The organism is Bradyrhizobium xenonodulans, from assembly GCF_027594865.1.
GTDB classification, from domain to species: domain Bacteria; phylum Pseudomonadota; class Alphaproteobacteria; order Rhizobiales; family Xanthobacteraceae; genus Bradyrhizobium; species Bradyrhizobium xenonodulans.
Window position 1 is genome coordinate 5,294,604 of sequence record NZ_CP089391.1, and the last position, 16,652, is coordinate 5,311,255.

Sequence of the window (16,652 nt, forward strand, 5' to 3'; positions counted from 1 at the left end):
AAGCGCACTAGAACCGGCAGAGATGGACAGTCGGTAACCGGCTGTGCCCCGGCTCCGGGAATGGTGAACGGAGAATGTGTGCGACCGCTCACATTGGGCGCGCTTGCGCCCTCGCGCCAAAGCCGATCACGCCAGCGGCAAGCAGCAGGACAGCCGCCGATATGATGAGCGTCTGGTGAAAGCCCGTCATGAACGCATCGTCCGAGGCCACCAATGAACCGAACAGGGCGACGCCGAGGACGCTGCCGGTCTGTCGCGTCGCGTTCAGGACGCCGGCGGCGATGCCGGAGCGCGCCTTCTCGACGCTGCCGAGCAAGGTCGAGGTCAACGGCGGCACCAGCAGGCCGAGTCCGCCGCTGATCACGATCATCTGCGCAAAGATGGCCCAATAGCTCGTCCCGGCTTCGATCCAGACCAGCCCGAGACAGCCGAGCGCCGAGGTACAAGCGCCGACGACGATGGTCGGGCACGGGCCGATGCGCTCGGCCAAACGCGGCGCCAGCAGATTGACCGGTAGCACCGCCCCCATCATCGGCACGAAGGCGAGCCCGGTCCACCAGGCCGACAGCCCGTTGATCCGCTGGAAATACAGGCTCAGCACGAAGATCAGACCGTAAATCGCGATATTGACGAGAAGACCGACGATCGTGGTCAGGGTAAACAGCCGGTGACTGAACAGCGCCAGCGGCAGCATCGGCTGCACCGCGCGGCTCTCGCGCCAGACGAAGAGCACGGCGAGAACGGCGGCCCCGACCAAGGCTGCGATCACGGCCGGATGGCTCCATCCAAGCGCGCCAGCTTCGATGATTGCCCCGGCAAGCGCGCCCAGCGCACCGATCGCAGCGAGTTGGCCGGGCAGATCGATCTCGCGCGAGCGCGCCCGCGAGGTCTCGCTGGCATAGCGCCAGCTCAGCCACAAGCCGGCGAGCCCGATCGGCAGATTGACCAGGAAGATCGCGCGCCAGCCGACCAGCGTGATCAGCGCGCCGCCGACGAAGGGGCCCGCGGTGAGCGCAAGGCTGGCGCCGGCGGCCCAGACCGCGACGGCGCGGCCGCGCGCGCGGTCGTCTGGATAGGCATGATTGAGCAGCGCCAGCGAGTTCGGCACCAGGATCGCCGCGGCGAGCCCCTGGACCAGCCGCGCTGCGATCAACACGATCGCGTTGGGAGACAGTGCACATGCCAGCGAGGCCGCGGTGAAGATGGCGAATCCCGCCATGAAGACGCGCTTGGCGCCGATGCGGTCGCCGAGCGCGCCGGCCGTCAGGATGAAGGCGGCAAAGGCGATGGTGTAGGCGCTGACGACCCATTGCAGCTCGGCGACGCCGCCGCCGAGCGTCTTGCCCATCGCATCGAGCGCGGTGTTGACGATGGTGACGTCGAGCTGCACCACGCCATAGCCGAGGCTCATCGCCGCCAGCGTCAGGGAGGTCGCAAGACGCGACGAACCGTGCGGTGTGGCGGCGCGGTCGTCGTAGGTTTCGTATTTGATGGTGCTCACTCGCATGCTGCCACCTCGGTTGCAGCCCCATGCGAAACATACGCCGTTGGCGCACTGTCATGATTCGATAATGACCGAATGATGAACGTGCGCCGCGCAGATGACCGCGCGGCGCCTTCCGTCGCTACACGTCCTTACCCCGCCGCGCGCAAATTCACCTTGCTCTCGGCGAGCGTCGTGAGCTTTTTGTCGGTCGCCTTCTCCTCATCCAGCGTCTTGGCGAGCACGGCGGCGCAGTCGTTGCGGCCGAGCTGCTTGGCCCAGGCGACCAGGCTGCCGTAGCGGACGATCTCGTAATGCTCCGCGGCCTGCGCCGCGTTGATCAGGGCAGCGTCCAGCACCGCCTTGTCGGCGACTTCGCCGGCGGTCTCGTCGGCTTCCTCGATAATGCCGTCGATCGCCGGACAATCGACCGCCTTCACCTGCGCGCCGTGCATCTTGAAGACTTCCTCGAGCCGCTTGACGTGCTGCTTGGTTTCCTCGAGGTGCGTCAAAAAGCCCTGCTTCAGCTGCGGATCGGTCGCCTTATCTGCCATTTTCGGCAGCGCCTTTGTGAGCTGCTGCTCGGCGTAATAGATGTCCTGAAGCTGATGCACGAACAGGTCGTTCATGGTCTTGATGTCTTTTGTGAACAGTCCCATCGCTCCGATCCTCTCAAAGGTTTCGGGAACACGGAGGCGTCGGCTTGCACGAAAAGCCGCTTATTCCCCATGTTCGATTGCTGATGAGGCGCTAACCGGCGCACGGCAGCGACGTTCCAAAAAAGCCGGCATCGCCTTGCGCTGGAACAACGCCGGCGACGTCAGAATTCGACATCATGTCAACATACGGGCGGGCGTCCCCGGGGGCGACATCCCGACTCATATGCTTAACGCGCGGTCCGATGTGAACCACATATGACAAAAGCGGCCGGTCCAACGCAGAACCTATCGTTGTCAAGGGCTGCACAAGTCGCTGTTTTTGCCTTAAATGAGCTACATCATGCCTAGCGGTCGAAGCCCATTTCGGGCAGTGATCGCACCCGACCGGCCAATGTCTGGCCCGGTCGGTCTTGCCCCCCGCCGGGAGGATGAATGCACGGACTGCTGCCCGCGCTGAAACGCGGCTTCAAGAGATGGATCGGCTGGCGACGGCTCGGCGTTGCCGCGAGCGTCTTCATCATCGCCTTCGCGATCACGACGCTCGTGCGCACGCTCAAGCACATCGATACCGGCGTCATCCTGACCGCGTTAACCGAGATTCCCCGCGCCAATATCGGGCTGGCGGCGATCTGCGTCGTCTTCGCGTTCTGTACACTGACTTTCTACGACTTTTTTGCACTGCGAACGATCGGCAAGAAGCATGTGCCCTATCGCATCGCGGCACTCTCCAGCTTCACTTCCTATTCGATCGGCCACAACATCGGCGCCACCGTCTTTACCGGCGGTGCGATCCGTTTCCGGATCTATTCGGACTACGGGCTGAACGCGATCGACGTCGCAAAAATCTGCTTCCTGTCGGGCCTGACCTTCTGGCTCGGTAACATCTTCGTGCTCTCGATCGGCATGGTCATCCATCCGGATGCCGCCTCGTCGATGGATCAGCTGCCGTCGTCGATCAACCGGCTGATCGGGCTCGGCGGCCTCGCCTCGATTGGCGCCTATCTGGTCTGGCTGTGCTTGGGCGAGAAGCGCCGCGAGCTCGGCCAGAAGGGCTGGAAGGTGGCGCTGCCCTCGGCGCCGCTGACGCTGGTGCAGATCCTGATCGGCGTGGTCGACCTCGGCTTCTGCGCCACGGCGATGTACCTGCTGATGCCGGCCAATCCGCCGATCGACTTCATATCGCTGGCGGTGGTGTTCATCCTGGCGACGCTGATCGGCTTCGCCAGCCACGCGCCCGGCTCGATCGGCGTGTTCGATGTCGCCATGCTGGTCGCATTGCCCGAATTCGGCCGCGAGCAGCTTCTGGCGACCCTGCTGGTGTTCCGCATCCTCTATTTCGTCATCCCGTTCGGCCTCGCCATCTCCATCATGGGCGCGCGCGAGCTCTGGATGAACGTGGTCGAGCCCTGGCAGGAGCGGCGACGGCTGGCCGAGGCCTGCGCCCAGGCCAACCTGCCCAAGCAGGTGGCAGCGATGGAGCGCGAACGGTCGCTACGACAGGCCAGCAAGCGGTAAACGGTCAGACAAAGGTTGCGGGCGGGGCAGCAATGCTCTCTTATTTCCGCCTCAACTTTGCCGTTGAACACGCGGGCCATGATCCGATCATCTCTTCGCACCTTCTCCGCAGGCGCCCTGCTGCTTGCCGGAATTCTGACGTCTTGGCCGCTCCAGCGCGCCGCCGCGCAGGACGCCGGCGCGATGCAAATCTCCTGGGAGGTCCGCAACCGCTTCCGCCTGTTCCGCGAGGAGCGCGACTTCCTACTCCATGTCGAGAACGCGCGTAACCGCAGCGTCCTCGCCGCCGAGCAGTCGCTGGAGCTCCAGAGCGAGGGCCGAGGCTGGGCCCGCAACATGGTCAACCGGCTCTGCATCGACCTCCAGGGCCGGGTCAACCAGCCCTGCAACCGCGACAATGTCAAAGAGAACTACCTCACCCCGACCGACCATCCGGTAACGGTGCGCCTGACCGGCGCGGTGCCGGTCGGCGCGACCTGCGCCTGGTCGTTCGACGACGGCGACGGCCCGCAGACCTCGACCTTCGACTGCGCCGAGCCGATCAATTTGCGCGTCCGCTACGGCAAGCCGACGGTGGCGAGCGTCGACGTCTCCTCCGGCTCCGACCCGACCCAGCGGGTCCAGACCGAGATCCAGGTCCGCGACATCTTCGTGGCCGGCCTCGGGGACAGCATCGCGTCCGGCGAAGGCAATCCGGACCGGCCGCTGCCGCTGTCGGACGAAGGCTTCTGCTTCCGCTCCTATCTCGGCACCGCCGGCGGAGGCCAATATTACCGGCCGAGCCGGGCCGGATATAAGGGCGGCCGCGCCTGCGAGGCGCCGGATACGCTCGCCAACTGGCAGCACTACAGTGCGCTCTGGTTTAATTCGCCCTGCCATCGCTCGCTCTACAGCTACCAGGCCCGCACGGCTCTCGCGCTCGCGGTGCGCTACACCCACGTCGCCGTGACCTTCCTGCCGCTCGCCTGCACCGGCGCCAGCATCGGCGACGGGCTGCTGGGCTCACAGCGCGCCCGCGAATGCCCGCCCGGCAAGACCGGCGTCTGCAACACCAGCGTGAACGCGCAGGTCGCCGAGATGCGCGAGGCGCTTACCGCCGCCAAACAGCGCCAGCCGGATCGCACCCTCGACCTCGTGCTGCTCTCGATCGGCGCCAACGACATCTACTTCTCCGGCCTCGTCGCCGACGTCATCGTCGACACCGCGACCGAGCGCGCGCTGTTCCGCCGCTCCGGCGTGATGGCGAGCGTCGACGATTCCCGCGATGCGCTGGCGCGGGAGCTGCCGCGGAATTTCGTCAAGTTGCGCGAGGCGCTGAAGCCGCTGGTCGGCGGCGATCTCTCGCACGTGGTCTACGTCTCCTACGCCAATCCCGCGCTCGCGGACGGCGGCGTGCCCTGCCGCGGCGGCCGCGCCGGCTTCGACATCCATCCGTCCTTCAACGCCGACCCGCAGCGCCTCGCCCGCGTCTCGACCTTCGTCGACACCGAATTCCTGCCGCAGCTGAAAGGTCTCGCCACCTGCACACGAGGTGCGCTATGCCGCGATCCCGAAGCCGACCGCATGACCTTCGTGGATTCGCATCAGGCCGCGTTCGCCGATCACGGCTTCTGCGCCCATTCGGGCAACGATCCCGAATTCGACCGCGCGTGTTTCGCCGAGAACGGCCAGAGCTTCAATCCAGACATCGTGAGCGCGGCGAGCCAGCCGATGCTGTGCGGCCGCGGCGCCTCGGAGTACCGCGCCTACCTGCCGCGCGCGCGCTGGATCCGCGACGCCAATGACAGCTATTTTGCCGCGATGACCTATCCACAAGGCTTGCCCGCGGCGAGCCAGCCGACCGATATCCACGACGCGACCTGGGGTGTGCTCTCGGCGGTGTACGGCGGCGCCGTGCATCCAAGCGCGGAAGGCCACGCCGCGATGGCAGACGCGGCGCTGCCGGCTGCGAGCAGCGTGCTCGGGCTGGACGCGGCGCCGCCCGGCGTGACGCGCGGCCTTCTCGCGCCACTGCTGCCGCGCGCACAGCAGTAGGCCACGCTGCCTCCACACGAACGCTGTCATCGCCCGACTCGATCGGGCAATCCAGTACTCCGTGACAGCAGTGATTGAATCGAGACGCCGCGGCGTACTGGATTCCCCGCCTTCGCGGGGAATGACAGCGGCGCGTGACGCGCGCATTCGCCATCTCCACGTAACGTTCCCCCCACCTGCCGTTCCATCAATCCAAAAACGGCATCGATCGATACTGCCTTGAACTTGGACACTCTGCCGCACGCGCCTCTAGGACTCGCCTTGAGGAAATGTTCAAGTTCTAAGGAGGCGCGTGATGAGCGCAGTGGTGTCCGCAGCGGACGTGAGGAGGTCTCGCGTCAGGCTGTTCATCGTGACCATGTTGTTCCTGGTCACCACCGTGAACTATGCCGACCGCGCCACGCTGTCGATCGCAGGCCCCGCGCTTTCCAAGGAGCTGCATCTCGATCCCGTCGCCATGGGCTGGATCTTCTCGGCGTTCGGCTGGTCCTATGTCGTAGCGCAGGTGCCGGGCGGCTGGCTGCTCGACCGCTACGGCTCGCGCCTCGTCTACGCTTTCAGCATCATCGTCTGGTCGATCTTCACGATGATGCAGGGCTGGGTCGGCTTCCTCAGCGCGGGCGCCGCCATCACCGTGCTGTTCGCGCTTCGCCTCCTGGTCGGCGTCGCGGAGGCGCCCTCGTTCCCCGCCAATGCCCGCATCGTCGCGGCCTGGTTTCCCGGCAATGAGCGCGGCACCGCCTCGGCCTTCTTCAACTCGGGGCAGTATTTCGCGACCGTGATCTTCGCGCCGCTGATGGGCTGGATTGCGCACGCCTACGGCTGGCGCTTCGTGTTCTTCGTGATGGGTGCGCTCGGCGTGATCATGGGTCTCGTCTGGATCAAGACCATCTACGGTCCGAAGGAGCATCCCGGCATCAACGAGGCCGAGTTCGACTACATCAAGGAAGGCGGCGCGCTGGTCGACCTCGACGCGCCCAAAGATGATCTGAAGCCGGCGCGCGCGCCCGAGTCCGGCTCCGGATGGGATCATATCCGTCAGTTGCTCTCCAACCGTATGATGCTCGGCGTCTATCTCGGCCAGTACTGCATCAACACGCTGACCTATTTCTTCCTGACCTGGTTCCCGGTCTATCTCGTCAAGGAGCGCGGCCTGTCGATCCTGCAAGCCGGCTTCGTCGCAACGCTGCCGGCGCTGTGCGGGTTCATCGGCGGCGTGCTCGGCGGCATCATCTCCGATGCGATCCTGCGCAGGACCGGCTCGCTGACCCTGGCGCGCAAGATCCCGATCGTCGGCGGCATGCTGCTGTCGATGTCGATCATCGCCTGCAACTATGTCGACGGACAGGCGCTGGTGGTCGGCTTCATGGCGCTCGCCTTCTTCGGCAAGGGCATCGGCGCGCTCGGCTGGGCGGTCGTCTCCGACACCTCGCCGCAGGAAGCCGGCGGCGTCTCGGGCGGCCTGTTCAACACTTTCGGCAACCTCTCCTCGATCACCACCCCGATCGTGATCGGCTACATCCTGGCCGCGACCGGCTCGTTCAACGGCGCGCTGGTGTTCGTCGGCGCCAATGCGCTGGTCGCCGCGTTCGCCTATCTCGTGATCGTCGGCAAGATCGAGCGGGTGGTGCTCAAACGTTCCTCCTGAGAACTCCGGGTGACCGGAGCGGACCAGGCAACTCAACGGCGGCTTAACAGCCGCCGTCTTTGTTTTGGGAGTGATCGATGCTAGAAGTGCCGGGGAAACGCCTTATTCATCTAAGGCATGTATCGATGTTCGACCTCAACCAGCTCCGCTGTTTCGTCACGGTGGCGGAGGAACTGCATTTCGGCCGCGCCGCCGCGCGGCTGAACATGACCCAGCCGCCGCTGTCCCGGCAGATCCAGGTGCTCGAGCACATCATCGACGCGCCCTTGCTGGAGCGCACCAGCCGCTCGGTGCGCCTGACGCCCGCGGGGCGCAGCTTCCTGCCGGAGGCGCGGCGCATCCTCAAGCTTGCGGAAAGCGCTTCGCAGGTCGCCCGCCGCATCGCGCTCGGCAAGACCGGCTCGCTCAAGATCGGCTTCACCGCAGCCGCCGCCTACGGCTTCCTGCCCGAGCTCGTCGCCGCCTGCCGCGCCAAGCTGCCCGAGGTGGATTTTTCGCTGAAGGAGATGGTGTCGGGCGACCAGTTCGAGGCATTGACCTCGGGCCAGATCGATGCCGGCCTGCTCAGGCCGCCGATCGCGCGCCCCGAGCTCACCAGCCGCCGCGTCGTCGCCGAACCCCTGCTCGCCGCGATCCCGAAGAAGCATCCGCTGGCGAACGCCGACAGCATCACCATCAAGGACTTCGACGACCAGCCCTTCGTGATGTATTCGCCCTATGAGAGCCGTTACTTCCACGATCTGCTGGTGGCGCTGTTCACCCGCGCCGACATCCTTCCCCGCTATGTCCAGCATCTGAGCCAGATCCACTCGATCCTCGCCATGGTCCGCGCCGGCCTCGGCCTTGCCATCGTGCCGGCGGCGGCGGCGAGCCTGAAGATCGCGGACGTCCGCCTGCGGCCGCTCAAGCTGCGCACGCGCTTACCCGCCGAGCTGTTCATGGTCTGGCGGCGCGACAACGAGGATCCACTGCTCGCGGCGCTGGTGAAAATCGCCGGTGAATTGTCCTCGGCGGAGGTGATGGAAGATTGATGCTCAATCCGCATCGGTCGATATAGGCTTTGGCTTGGACGCGCATCGAACGGTTGCCTAAACAACGGCGCATGGACGCGCAGGCTTTCGGCCCGCGTCCTCCACAACACGCAATCAGGGAGCAGCGCCCATGAGCAAGATGACCCCGCAGGAAATGGCCCAGAAGATCGGATCCGGCCTCCTGTCCTTCCCCGTCACACCCTTCAAGGCCGACTACTCCTTCGACGAGGCGACCTACCGCGCCAACATGGACTGGCTGTGCGGCTATGACGTTGCCGGCCTGTTCGCCGCCGGCGGCACCGGCGAGTTCTTCTCGCTGACGCCGAGCGAGGTTCCGCAAGTGGTCAAGATCGCCGTCGACGAGACCAAGGGCCGCGTGCCCGTGCTGGCCGGCACCGGCTATGGCACCGCCACCGCGCGCGAGATCGCGATCGGCGCCGAGAAGGCCGGCGCCGACGGCCTGTTGCTGCTGCCGCCCTATCTCACCCATGCCGAGCAGGACGGCCTTGCCGCCCATGTCGAGGCGGTCTGCGCCGCCGTGAAGATCGGCGTGATCGTCTACAACCGCGACAACGCCATCCTCCAGCCAGATACGCTCGCCCGCCTCGCCGAACGCTGCCCGAACCTCGTCGGCTACAAGGACGGCATCGGCGACATCGAGCTGATGACCCGCGTCTACACCAAGCTCGGCGATCGCCTGACCTATGTCGGCGGCCTGCCGACCGCGGAAACCTTCGCACTGCCCTATCTCGACATGGGCGTGACGACCTATTCCTCGGCCGTGTTCAACTTCGTGCCGGAATTCGCCACCAAATTCTACGCCGCGGTGCGCAAGCGCGACCACGAGACGATCAATGCCGGCCTGAAGAACTTCATCCTGCCGCTGATCGCGATCCGCAACCGCAAGAAGGGTTACGCGGTCTCGATCATCAAGGCCGGCATGAAGGTGATCGGCCGCGATTCCGGCCCGGTCCGGCCGCCGCTGACCGATTTGACCGAGCAGGAGATTGCGGAACTGACCGCGCTGGTGAAGAATCTGCCTGCCATCCGATCGTCACAACAGGCTGCAGAATAGCAAGACAACAGGGAGGAGCGTGCGATGGCCCAGACCGAGGTTTCTGGCGCACCGATCGTCACGGCGATGCAGGTGATCCCGGTCGCGGGCCGCGACAGCATGCTCCTCAATTTGAGCGGCGCGCACGCGCCGTTCTTCACCCGCAACATCGTCATCCTCACCGACAATTCCGGCCACACCGGCGTCGGCGAGGTGCCGGGCGGACAGAAGATCTGGCAGACGCTCCAGGACGCCCGCGATCTCGTGATCGGCAAGACCGTCGGCGCGATGAACAACATCCTCGCCGACGTCCGCACGGCCTTCGCCGATCGCGATGCCGGCGGCCGCGGCAAGCAGACGTTTGATCTCCGCGTGATGATCCATGCGGTCACCGCGATCGAGTCCGCGCTGCTCGATTTGCTCGGCCAGCATCTCAACCTGCCCGTCGCCGCGCTGCTCGGCGAGGGCCAGCAGCGCAACAGCGTCGAAACGCTCGGCTATCTCTTCTTCGTCGGTGACCGGCGTAAATCCAAGCTCAGCTACGTGCAAGGCGAGACCGGCAAACCGGAATGGTTCAACCTCCGTCATCAGGAGGCGTTGACGCCGGACACCGTGGTGCGGCTCGCCGAAGCCACTCACGACCATTACGGCTTTGCCGATTTCAAGCTCAAGGGCGGCGTGCTGCGCGGCGAGCACGAGATCGAGGCCGTCACCGCGATCGCAAAACGCTTCCCCGACGCGCGCGTCACGCTCGATCCCAATGGCGCCTGGTCGCTCGACGAGGCGATCGGCCTCTGCAAGGACATGCATGGCATCCTCGCCTATGCCGAGGATCCCTGCGGCGCGGAAGGCGGCTTCTCCGGCCGCGAGATCATGGCCGAGTTCTGCCGCGCCACCGGCTTGCCGACCGCGACCAACATGATCGCCACCGACTGGCGGCAGCTCTCCCATGCGCTGCGCCTGGGCGCGGTGGACATTCCGCTGGCCGATCCCCATTTCTGGACCATGCAAGGCTCCGTGCGCGTGGCCCAGACCTGCCGCGACAACGGCCTGACCTGGGGCTCGCACTCCAACAACCACTTTGACATCTCGCTCGCGATGTTCACCCATGTCGGCGCCGCCGCCCCCGGCAAGGTCACCGCGATCGACACCCACTGGATCTGGCAGGACGGCCAGGCGCTCACCAGGGAGCCGCTCCAGATCAAGGGCGGCAAGATCGCCGTCCCCGACAGGCCAGGCCTCGGCGTCGAAATCGACCGCGCCGCCATCGAGGCGGCGCATGAGCTCTACAAGCAGCATGGACTTGGCGCCCGCGATGACGCTATGGCCATGCAGGACCTGATCCCCGGCTGGACCTTCGACGACAAGCGTCCCTGCCTGGTTCGTTAAAAACTCTGGAGGAAGCTATGACTGCGATCCTGAAGAACTTCATCGGCGGCGAATGGGTCGACGGCTCCGGCGTCACCAAGAACATCAACCCCTCCAACACCAACGACCTCGTCGGTGAATACGCCAAGGCCGACAAGGCGCAGACCGAGAAGGCGATCGCCGCCGCCAAGGCCGCCTTCCCCGCCTGGGCGCAATCGACGCCGCAGGTGCGCTATGACGCGCTGAACAAGATTTCGCTCGAAATCCTCGCCCGCAAGGAAGAGCTCGGCCGCCTGCTCGCCCGCGAGGAAGGCAAGACCCTGCCCGAGGGCATCGGCGAGGTTGCGCGTGCCGGCCAGATCTTTGCGTTCTTCGCCGGCGAAGCGCTGCGCCTGATCGGCGAGAAGGGTGCGTCCGTCCGCCCGGGCCTCGACGTCGAGCTCACCCGCGAGCCGGTCGGCGTCATCGGCATGATCACGCCCTGGAATTTCCCGATCGCGATCCCGGCCTGGAAGATCGCACCGGCGCTCTGCTACGGCAACACGGTGGTGTTCAAGCCGGCCGAGCTGGTGCCGGGCTCGGGGCACGCGCTGTCCGAGATCATCACCCGCTCCGGCATTCCCACCGGCGTGTTCAACCTCGTGGTCGGCTCCGGCTCGGTGGTTGGCCAGACCCTGCTCGAGCATCCGGACGTCGCGGCGATCTCCTTCACCGGCTCGGTGCAGACCGGCCGCAAGATCGCGCAGGCCTGCGTGCTGTCGAACCCGATGAAGAAATTCCAGCTCGAGATGGGTGGCAAGAATCCGCTGGTCGTGCTCGACGACGCCGACCTGAAGACCGCCGTCGAAGTCGCCGTCAACGGCGCCTATTTCTCCACCGGCCAGCGCTGCACCGCCTCCTCGCGCCTGATCGTCACCGAAGGCATCCACGACCGCTTCGTCGCGGCGATGGCCGAGCGCCTGAACGGCCTCACGGTCGACGACGCGCTCAAGGCTGGCGTGCATATCGGCCCGGTGGTCGACCAGAGCCAGCTCGACCAGGACCTGCGCTACATCAAGATCGGCCAGGACGAGGGCGCCAAGCTCGCCTTCGGCGGCGAGCTGCTCAAGCGCGAGACGCCCGGCCATTATCTCCAGCCGGCGCTGTTCACCGAAGCCAACAACAACATGCGCATCGCGCGTGAGGAAATCTTCGGACCGGTCGCCGCCGTCATCCGCGCCAAGAACTACGAGGAGGCGCTGGCGATCTCCAACGACACCGAGTTCGGTCTCGCCTCCGGCATCTGCACCACCAGCCTGAAATACGCCTCGCACTACAAGCGCAACAGCGAGTCCGGCATGGTGATGGTCAACCTGCCGACCGCCGGCGTCGACTATCACGTGCCGTTCGGCGGCCGGAAGGGCTCGAGCTACGGCGCCCGCGAGCAGGGCTCCTATGCGCGCGAATTCTACACCACGGTGAAGACGGCCTATACTTTTCCGGGCTGAGACATCGTAGGGTGGGCAAAGCGAAGCGTGCCCACCGCCTACGTTTGACGTGAAGCATGGTGGGCACGGCGCGTTGCGCCTTTGCCCACCCTATGACTTCAAGTTCTAAGGCAAGAGCAGATGGACCAGGACGTCGCAGCGAAAGAGCAGCCCCGCTACATCAAGCTCAACGAGCGCGACAATGTCGCGATCGTGGTCAACGATTTCGGGCTTCCCACCGGCTCCCGCTTCGCCAGCGGACTGACGCTGCGCGCCTTCGTGCCGCAGGGGCACAAGACCGCACTGGTCGACATCGCGCAGGACGCGCCGATCGTCCGCTATGGCGAGGTGATCGGCCACGCGCTCTCGCCGATCCTGGCCGGCGAATGGGTGGACGAAGCGCGCATCCGCATGCCGGAGGCCCCTGCCCTCGACAAGCTGGAGATCTCCACGGCTGTCCCCGCGCCGCTGCCGCCGCTCGAAGGTTTTACTTTCGAAGGCTTTCGCAACACCGACGGCTCGGTCGGCACCAAGAACATCCTCGGCATCTCCTCCTCCGTGCAATGCGTCAAGGGCACGATGGAATATGCGGTGAAACGCATCCGCGCCGAGCTGCTGCCGAAATACCCGAATGTCGACGATGTCGTGCCGCTGACGCATGCCTATGGCTGCGGCGTCGCCATCAACGCGCCCGATGCCGTGGTGCCGATCCGCACGCTGCAGAACATCGCGCAGAACCCGAATTTCGGCGGCGAGATCCTCGTCATCAGCCTCGGCTGCGAGAAGCTCGCGCCGGAGCGGCTGGTGCCGGAAGGCGTCAGCGACGCCATCGTGCGGATGCAGGACGAGGCGTTTGACGGCTTTGGCGCGATCGTCGATGCGATCATGACCCAGGCCGAAGCCCGCCTGAAGATCCTCAACACCCGCACCCGCGAGACCTGCCCGGCCTCCGACCTCGTCATCGGCCTGCAATGCGGCGGCAGCGATGCCTTCTCCGGCGTCACGGCCAATCCCGCCGTCGGCTTCGCCGCGGACCTCCTGGTGCGCGCCGGCGCCACCGTGATGTTCTCGGAAGTGACCGAAGTGCGCGACGCCATTCAGCTGCTCACCCGACGCGCGATCAACGAGGACGTCGGCCGCGCGCTGGTGCGCGAGATGGCCTGGTACGATTCTTATCTGGCCCGCGGCGGCGCCGACCGCAGCGCCAACACCACGCCCGGCAACAAGAAGGGCGGCCTCGCCAACATCGTCGAGAAGTCATTGGGCTCGATCGTCAAGTCCGGGTCGTCAGCCATCACCGGCGTGCTCTCGCCCGGCGAGAAGGCGACGCAGAAGGGCATGGTGTTCGCGGCAACGCCCGCGTCCGACTTCATCTGCGGCACGCTCCAGCTCGCTTCCGGCATGACGCTGCAAGTGTTCACCACCGGCCGCGGCACGCCTTACGGCCTTGCGGCTGCGCCCGTGATCAAGGTCGCGACCCGCACCGAGCTGGCCCGCCGCTGGAAGGATTTGATCGACTTCGACGCCGGCGGCATCGCCACCGGCGAGAAGACCATCGAGGAAACCGGCTGGGATCTGTTCCGCCTGATCCTCGACGTCGCCAGCGGCCGCACCAAGCCGTGGTCGGATCGCTGGGGCATCCACAACGATCTCACGCTGTTCAATCCGGCGCCGGTGACCTGAACGCCGGCCAGCCGGCTTCACTGACTGTCGATCAGGTGCATGTCGCCCAGCGTGACCGGCAGGCTGCGCGTGATGAGATCGGCAATTGCCGCGCGCAGCCGTTCACTCGAAGCCGGCCCTTCAAACGTCTCGTCGACCGGCCCGCTGGGACCTGCAAGCCGCATGGTCCCCGTGTTGTCGAGCGGCGCGGCCGCCCGCTTCTCGATCACGTCGAACGACTTGCCCTCGATCACGCGGACTTCGTAGAGCGCGTGGATCAGGCCGTAGTCCGCCAGCAGCGTGCGATATTGGGCGAGCCCGACGCCCTCGACCATGCGGCCGTTGCCCAGCTTCGACTTCGCGCGGGTAATGACGATGTACGCATCCAGCCCCTGCGGAGCCACATCGCTGCGGACCAGCTCCTTGAAGGGATCGCTGCGCAGGAGATTGACGGGCGCAACCGCTGAATCCCTGATCGCGGCGAACGCGGCGCGCCTGTAGCTGACCGGTTGCACGCGGAAGCGTCCGCTCAGCAGTCTGGTCGCCTGCTGGACGATCAGCTCGTCCAGGCTCCATGCGCTGATCGAGACGCTTTGCCCGCTATTGCCCAGGCCGATCAGGCCGGCTTGCGTCAGGCTCATCTCCTCGCCGATGGCCGAGACGATGCCGACGGTCTTGATCGCCTGGAGTCGCGTCGCACGCGTCTCGAACGCCGCGGCGGCGCCGAGGGCAACGCAAGCGATTGCGCAGGCGAGACCTAGGATGACTCTGCGACGCATGTCCTATCGGATCCTGAAGTCGAACGAATAGGACGCGCCTATCCCAACGGTGGTCTGGTTCGACGAGCCCCGAAGCTTCACGAGCGGACTATCGGCCGCGTCGCCCAGCAGCTTCTCGTACTCGACATAGGCATGGACCTCCCACTGCGGATTGATGCGGTAGGAGATCTGGCTGCCGAAGCCGACCGAATGCGCGCCGCCCCTGGCGTCGTACATCGACAATCCCGACGCCGCTGCCTGCGCGGCATCGACGCCGAAATACGGCGCGGTCGCCTTGGTGCTCTTCCAGGTGAAGCGCGGGCCGGCCGAGATCGTGAGCCGCTGGATCAGCGGCAGGACGACGTCGGCGGAGACATCGGCCACCGTGCCGGTATGACCGCCGATGCCCTGGCGCAATTCGCTGCGCAGGCGCAGCCAGTCGACCGGATAATACTCGACGAAACCGCCGAGCTCGTAGGCGGCCTTGACGTCGCCAAGGCCGGTCAGCTCGGCATATTTGTCGCTCTTGCGCGAGGCGACGTATTTGAACGCAGGCCCGGCGCGAAAATTGCCGACGTCGAGCAGCGCGATGCTGGCGCTGTCGCGAGGCCCGCGAAACTGATCGATCGACCCCGCACGTCGGATTGTGAAGATCGGGATCGGAACGAATTTGTCGTTCTTCGCACCGACGAAATCCGGCCTGTACTCCCCGCCGATGCCGACCATGACAGTCCAGTTGCCGGAGGGCGACGGCAGCATCGGCACGTCGAACGGCGGGGCCGGCAACGTGAATGCGGTCTGCGCCGATGCCGACTGAGGGATGGCCAAAGGGATCGCCATGACCGCGCCGAGTGCGGCAAGGAAAGCGGTCAGCATGGTCTGCTGCGCGCTCGCCGCAGGATCGAGAGCGGGTTCGTCAAAATGCTTCATTACAGGGCCCCGGACCGGCCTTGCTGGCCTGGTCGACTCGTGTTGGTTAGGAGCCCAGCATGTGGCCCGGTAAAATTGCCCCAAGATTGCAGGGCGAAAACCGTCGCCCACACCGTTCCTGGCTCGCGGCGCCGGATCAACATTGCCCGAACATTGCCGCGCCGCGCTCACGCTCCCAAACTTTGGCCGCCAGGGCCGCTGAGCGCTCTCGTTACTGCCTTTTATTCGCCAAGCTCGCTGCCTTAATGGGAACCCTGCGCACGAGCCGAAACACCAGACTTCGGCCAGGGAGCATCACGCTCAGGGTCTTGTTGCCCCAGCAGAGTCAAGGACGACCCGCGTGCGTTCCCTCGTGATCGAAGACGAACCGCAGATCGGCACCTATATCAGCCGGCTGCTCGGGCAATTACACGGCATCGTCGACCTCGTCGGCTCGATTGCCGATGCCCGTCAGGCGCTGGACAATTTCAAATATGATCTCGCGATCGTCGACCGGATGCTGCCCGACGGCGATGCGCTCCAGGTGGTTACGGCGCTGGGCCAGTCGCAGGAGCGCCCCGCGATCATCATGCTGACGTCCAAGGACGCCAAGGAAGACGTTATCGATGGCCTCAACGCCGGCGCCGACGACTATCTCGGCAAGCCGTTCGAGCCGCAGGAATTGATCGCACGGGTGCGCGCGGTGTTGCGCCGGCCCCGGCTGCTCGCGCCCTCGGTGCTGTCGCTCGGCAATGTCGAGCTGCACCTCGGCAGCAACGAGGCGGTGGTCGCCGACACGAAAATCCTGCTGCGGCGGCGCGAGGCGTTGATCCTCGCGGCGCTGTTGATGCGGCGAGACCGCGTCATCACCCGCGCCGCCCTGATCGAGGAGATCTACGGCTTCGACGACGAGATCGAGTCCAACACGCTGGAAGCACAGGTCTCGCGCCTGCGCAAGAAGCTGGCCGAGCTCGGCGGCGACGTCGAGATCCGCAGCATGCGCGGCATCGGCTACATCCTGCGGCTGGCTACTCCTCAATGAGATCGATCGCCCGGACGTTTGCG

At 65.6% G+C, this 16,652-nt stretch carries 13 protein-coding genes; 9 read left to right on the plus strand and 4 right to left on the minus strand.

The window, feature by feature from the left end:
* Window positions 1–88: 88 nt before the first annotated feature.
* Together I3J27_RS25330 and I3J27_RS25335 are read right to left on the minus strand one after the other, a co-directional pair.
* Window positions 89–1,507 (minus strand): MFS transporter, encoded by a 1,419-nt coding sequence (locus tag I3J27_RS25330; RefSeq protein WP_270161613.1) that lies wholly within the window; start codon window positions 1,505–1,507, stop codon window positions 89–91.
* Between the two features lie 128 nt (window positions 1,508–1,635).
* The gene (locus I3J27_RS25335; RefSeq protein WP_270161615.1) at window positions 1,636–2,142 is read right to left on the minus strand and encodes a YciE/YciF ferroxidase family protein; all 507 of its coding nucleotides are present in this window, start codon (window positions 2,140–2,142) and stop codon (window positions 1,636–1,638) included.
* Window positions 2,143–2,574: 432 nt separating this feature from the next.
* Between I3J27_RS25335 and I3J27_RS25340 the strand changes: the two genes are divergently transcribed.
* The 8 genes from I3J27_RS25340 (at window position 2,575) to garD (ending at window position 13,941) form a co-directional block, all read left to right on the plus strand.
* Entirely contained in the window at window positions 2,575–3,657 is a 1,083-nt protein-coding gene (locus I3J27_RS25340) for a lysylphosphatidylglycerol synthase transmembrane domain-containing protein (protein WP_270161617.1), read from the plus strand.
* A gap of 78 nt (window positions 3,658–3,735) precedes the next feature.
* Complete coding sequence (locus tag I3J27_RS25345) at window positions 3,736–5,691, plus strand: SGNH/GDSL hydrolase family protein (RefSeq protein ID WP_270161619.1); 1,956 nt, start codon at window positions 3,736–3,738, stop codon at window positions 5,689–5,691.
* A gap of 295 nt (window positions 5,692–5,986) precedes the next feature.
* Entirely contained in the window at window positions 5,987–7,339 is a 1,353-nt protein-coding gene (locus I3J27_RS25350; protein ID WP_270161620.1) for an MFS transporter, read from the plus strand.
* Window positions 7,340–7,464: 125 nt separating this feature from the next.
* Window positions 7,465–8,370 (plus strand): LysR family transcriptional regulator, encoded by a 906-nt coding sequence (locus I3J27_RS25355; RefSeq protein ID WP_270161621.1) that lies wholly within the window; start codon window positions 7,465–7,467, stop codon window positions 8,368–8,370.
* A gap of 130 nt (window positions 8,371–8,500) precedes the next feature.
* Window positions 8,501–9,445 (plus strand): 5-dehydro-4-deoxyglucarate dehydratase, encoded by a 945-nt coding sequence (gene kdgD, locus I3J27_RS25360; protein ID WP_270161622.1) that lies wholly within the window; start codon window positions 8,501–8,503, stop codon window positions 9,443–9,445.
* Between the two features lie 24 nt (window positions 9,446–9,469).
* The gene (gene gudD / locus I3J27_RS25365; protein WP_270161623.1) at window positions 9,470–10,813 is read left to right on the plus strand and encodes a glucarate dehydratase; all 1,344 of its coding nucleotides are present in this window, start codon (window positions 9,470–9,472) and stop codon (window positions 10,811–10,813) included.
* Between the two features lie 17 nt (window positions 10,814–10,830).
* Window positions 10,831–12,279 carry an aldehyde dehydrogenase family protein gene (locus tag I3J27_RS25370; RefSeq protein ID WP_270161624.1) on the plus strand — a complete coding sequence of 483 codons (1,449 nt, stop codon included), beginning with the start codon at window positions 10,831–10,833 and terminating at the stop codon, window positions 12,277–12,279.
* Between the two features lie 120 nt (window positions 12,280–12,399).
* The gene (gene garD, locus I3J27_RS25375; protein ID WP_270161625.1) at window positions 12,400–13,941 is read left to right on the plus strand and encodes a galactarate dehydratase; all 1,542 of its coding nucleotides are present in this window, start codon (window positions 12,400–12,402) and stop codon (window positions 13,939–13,941) included.
* 17 nt (window positions 13,942–13,958) lie between these two features.
* On the opposite strand, the gene I3J27_RS25380 is transcribed toward garD, so the two are convergent.
* Together I3J27_RS25380 and I3J27_RS25385 are read right to left on the minus strand one after the other, a co-directional pair.
* A complete protein-coding gene (locus tag I3J27_RS25380) occupies window positions 13,959–14,699 on the minus strand; it encodes a hypothetical protein (RefSeq protein ID WP_270161626.1) in 741 nt (246 codons plus the stop codon).
* A gap of 3 nt (window positions 14,700–14,702) precedes the next feature.
* On the minus strand, window positions 14,703–15,608 hold the full coding sequence (locus I3J27_RS25385; RefSeq protein ID WP_270161627.1) for a MipA/OmpV family protein: 906 nt from the start codon (window positions 15,606–15,608) through the stop codon (window positions 14,703–14,705).
* 340 nt (window positions 15,609–15,948) lie between these two features.
* On the opposite strand from I3J27_RS25385, the gene I3J27_RS25390 reads away from it, so the two are divergent.
* Window positions 15,949–16,629, plus strand: a complete 681-nt coding sequence (locus tag I3J27_RS25390; RefSeq protein ID WP_270161628.1) for a response regulator transcription factor — start codon at window positions 15,949–15,951, stop codon at window positions 16,627–16,629.
* The last annotated feature ends 23 nt before the right edge of the window (window positions 16,630–16,652 follow it).

Excerpts from the sequence above, each read along its gene's own strand:
- I3J27_RS25330 (WP_270161613.1), bottom strand. The coding sequence starts at position 1,507 with ATGCGAGTGAGCACCATCAAATACGAAACCTACGACGACCGCGCCGCC.
- I3J27_RS25335 (WP_270161615.1), bottom strand. The coding sequence starts at position 2,142 with ATGGGACTGTTCACAAAAGACATCAAGACCATGAACGACCTGTTCGTG.
- I3J27_RS25340 (WP_270161617.1), top strand. The coding sequence starts at position 2,575 with ATGCACGGACTGCTGCCCGCGCTGAAACGCGGCTTCAAGAGATGGATC.
- I3J27_RS25345 (WP_270161619.1), top strand. The coding sequence starts at position 3,736 with ATGATCCGATCATCTCTTCGCACCTTCTCCGCAGGCGCCCTGCTGCTT.
- I3J27_RS25350 (WP_270161620.1), top strand. The coding sequence starts at position 5,987 with ATGAGCGCAGTGGTGTCCGCAGCGGACGTGAGGAGGTCTCGCGTCAGG.
- I3J27_RS25355 (WP_270161621.1), top strand. The coding sequence starts at position 7,465 with ATGTTCGACCTCAACCAGCTCCGCTGTTTCGTCACGGTGGCGGAGGAA.
- kdgD (WP_270161622.1), top strand. The coding sequence starts at position 8,501 with ATGAGCAAGATGACCCCGCAGGAAATGGCCCAGAAGATCGGATCCGGC.
- gudD (WP_270161623.1), top strand. The coding sequence starts at position 9,470 with ATGGCCCAGACCGAGGTTTCTGGCGCACCGATCGTCACGGCGATGCAG.
- I3J27_RS25370 (WP_270161624.1), top strand. The coding sequence starts at position 10,831 with ATGACTGCGATCCTGAAGAACTTCATCGGCGGCGAATGGGTCGACGGC.
- garD (WP_270161625.1), top strand. The coding sequence starts at position 12,400 with ATGGACCAGGACGTCGCAGCGAAAGAGCAGCCCCGCTACATCAAGCTC.
- I3J27_RS25380 (WP_270161626.1), bottom strand. The coding sequence starts at position 14,699 with ATGCGTCGCAGAGTCATCCTAGGTCTCGCCTGCGCAATCGCTTGCGTT.
- I3J27_RS25385 (WP_270161627.1), bottom strand. The coding sequence starts at position 15,608 with ATGAAGCATTTTGACGAACCCGCTCTCGATCCTGCGGCGAGCGCGCAG.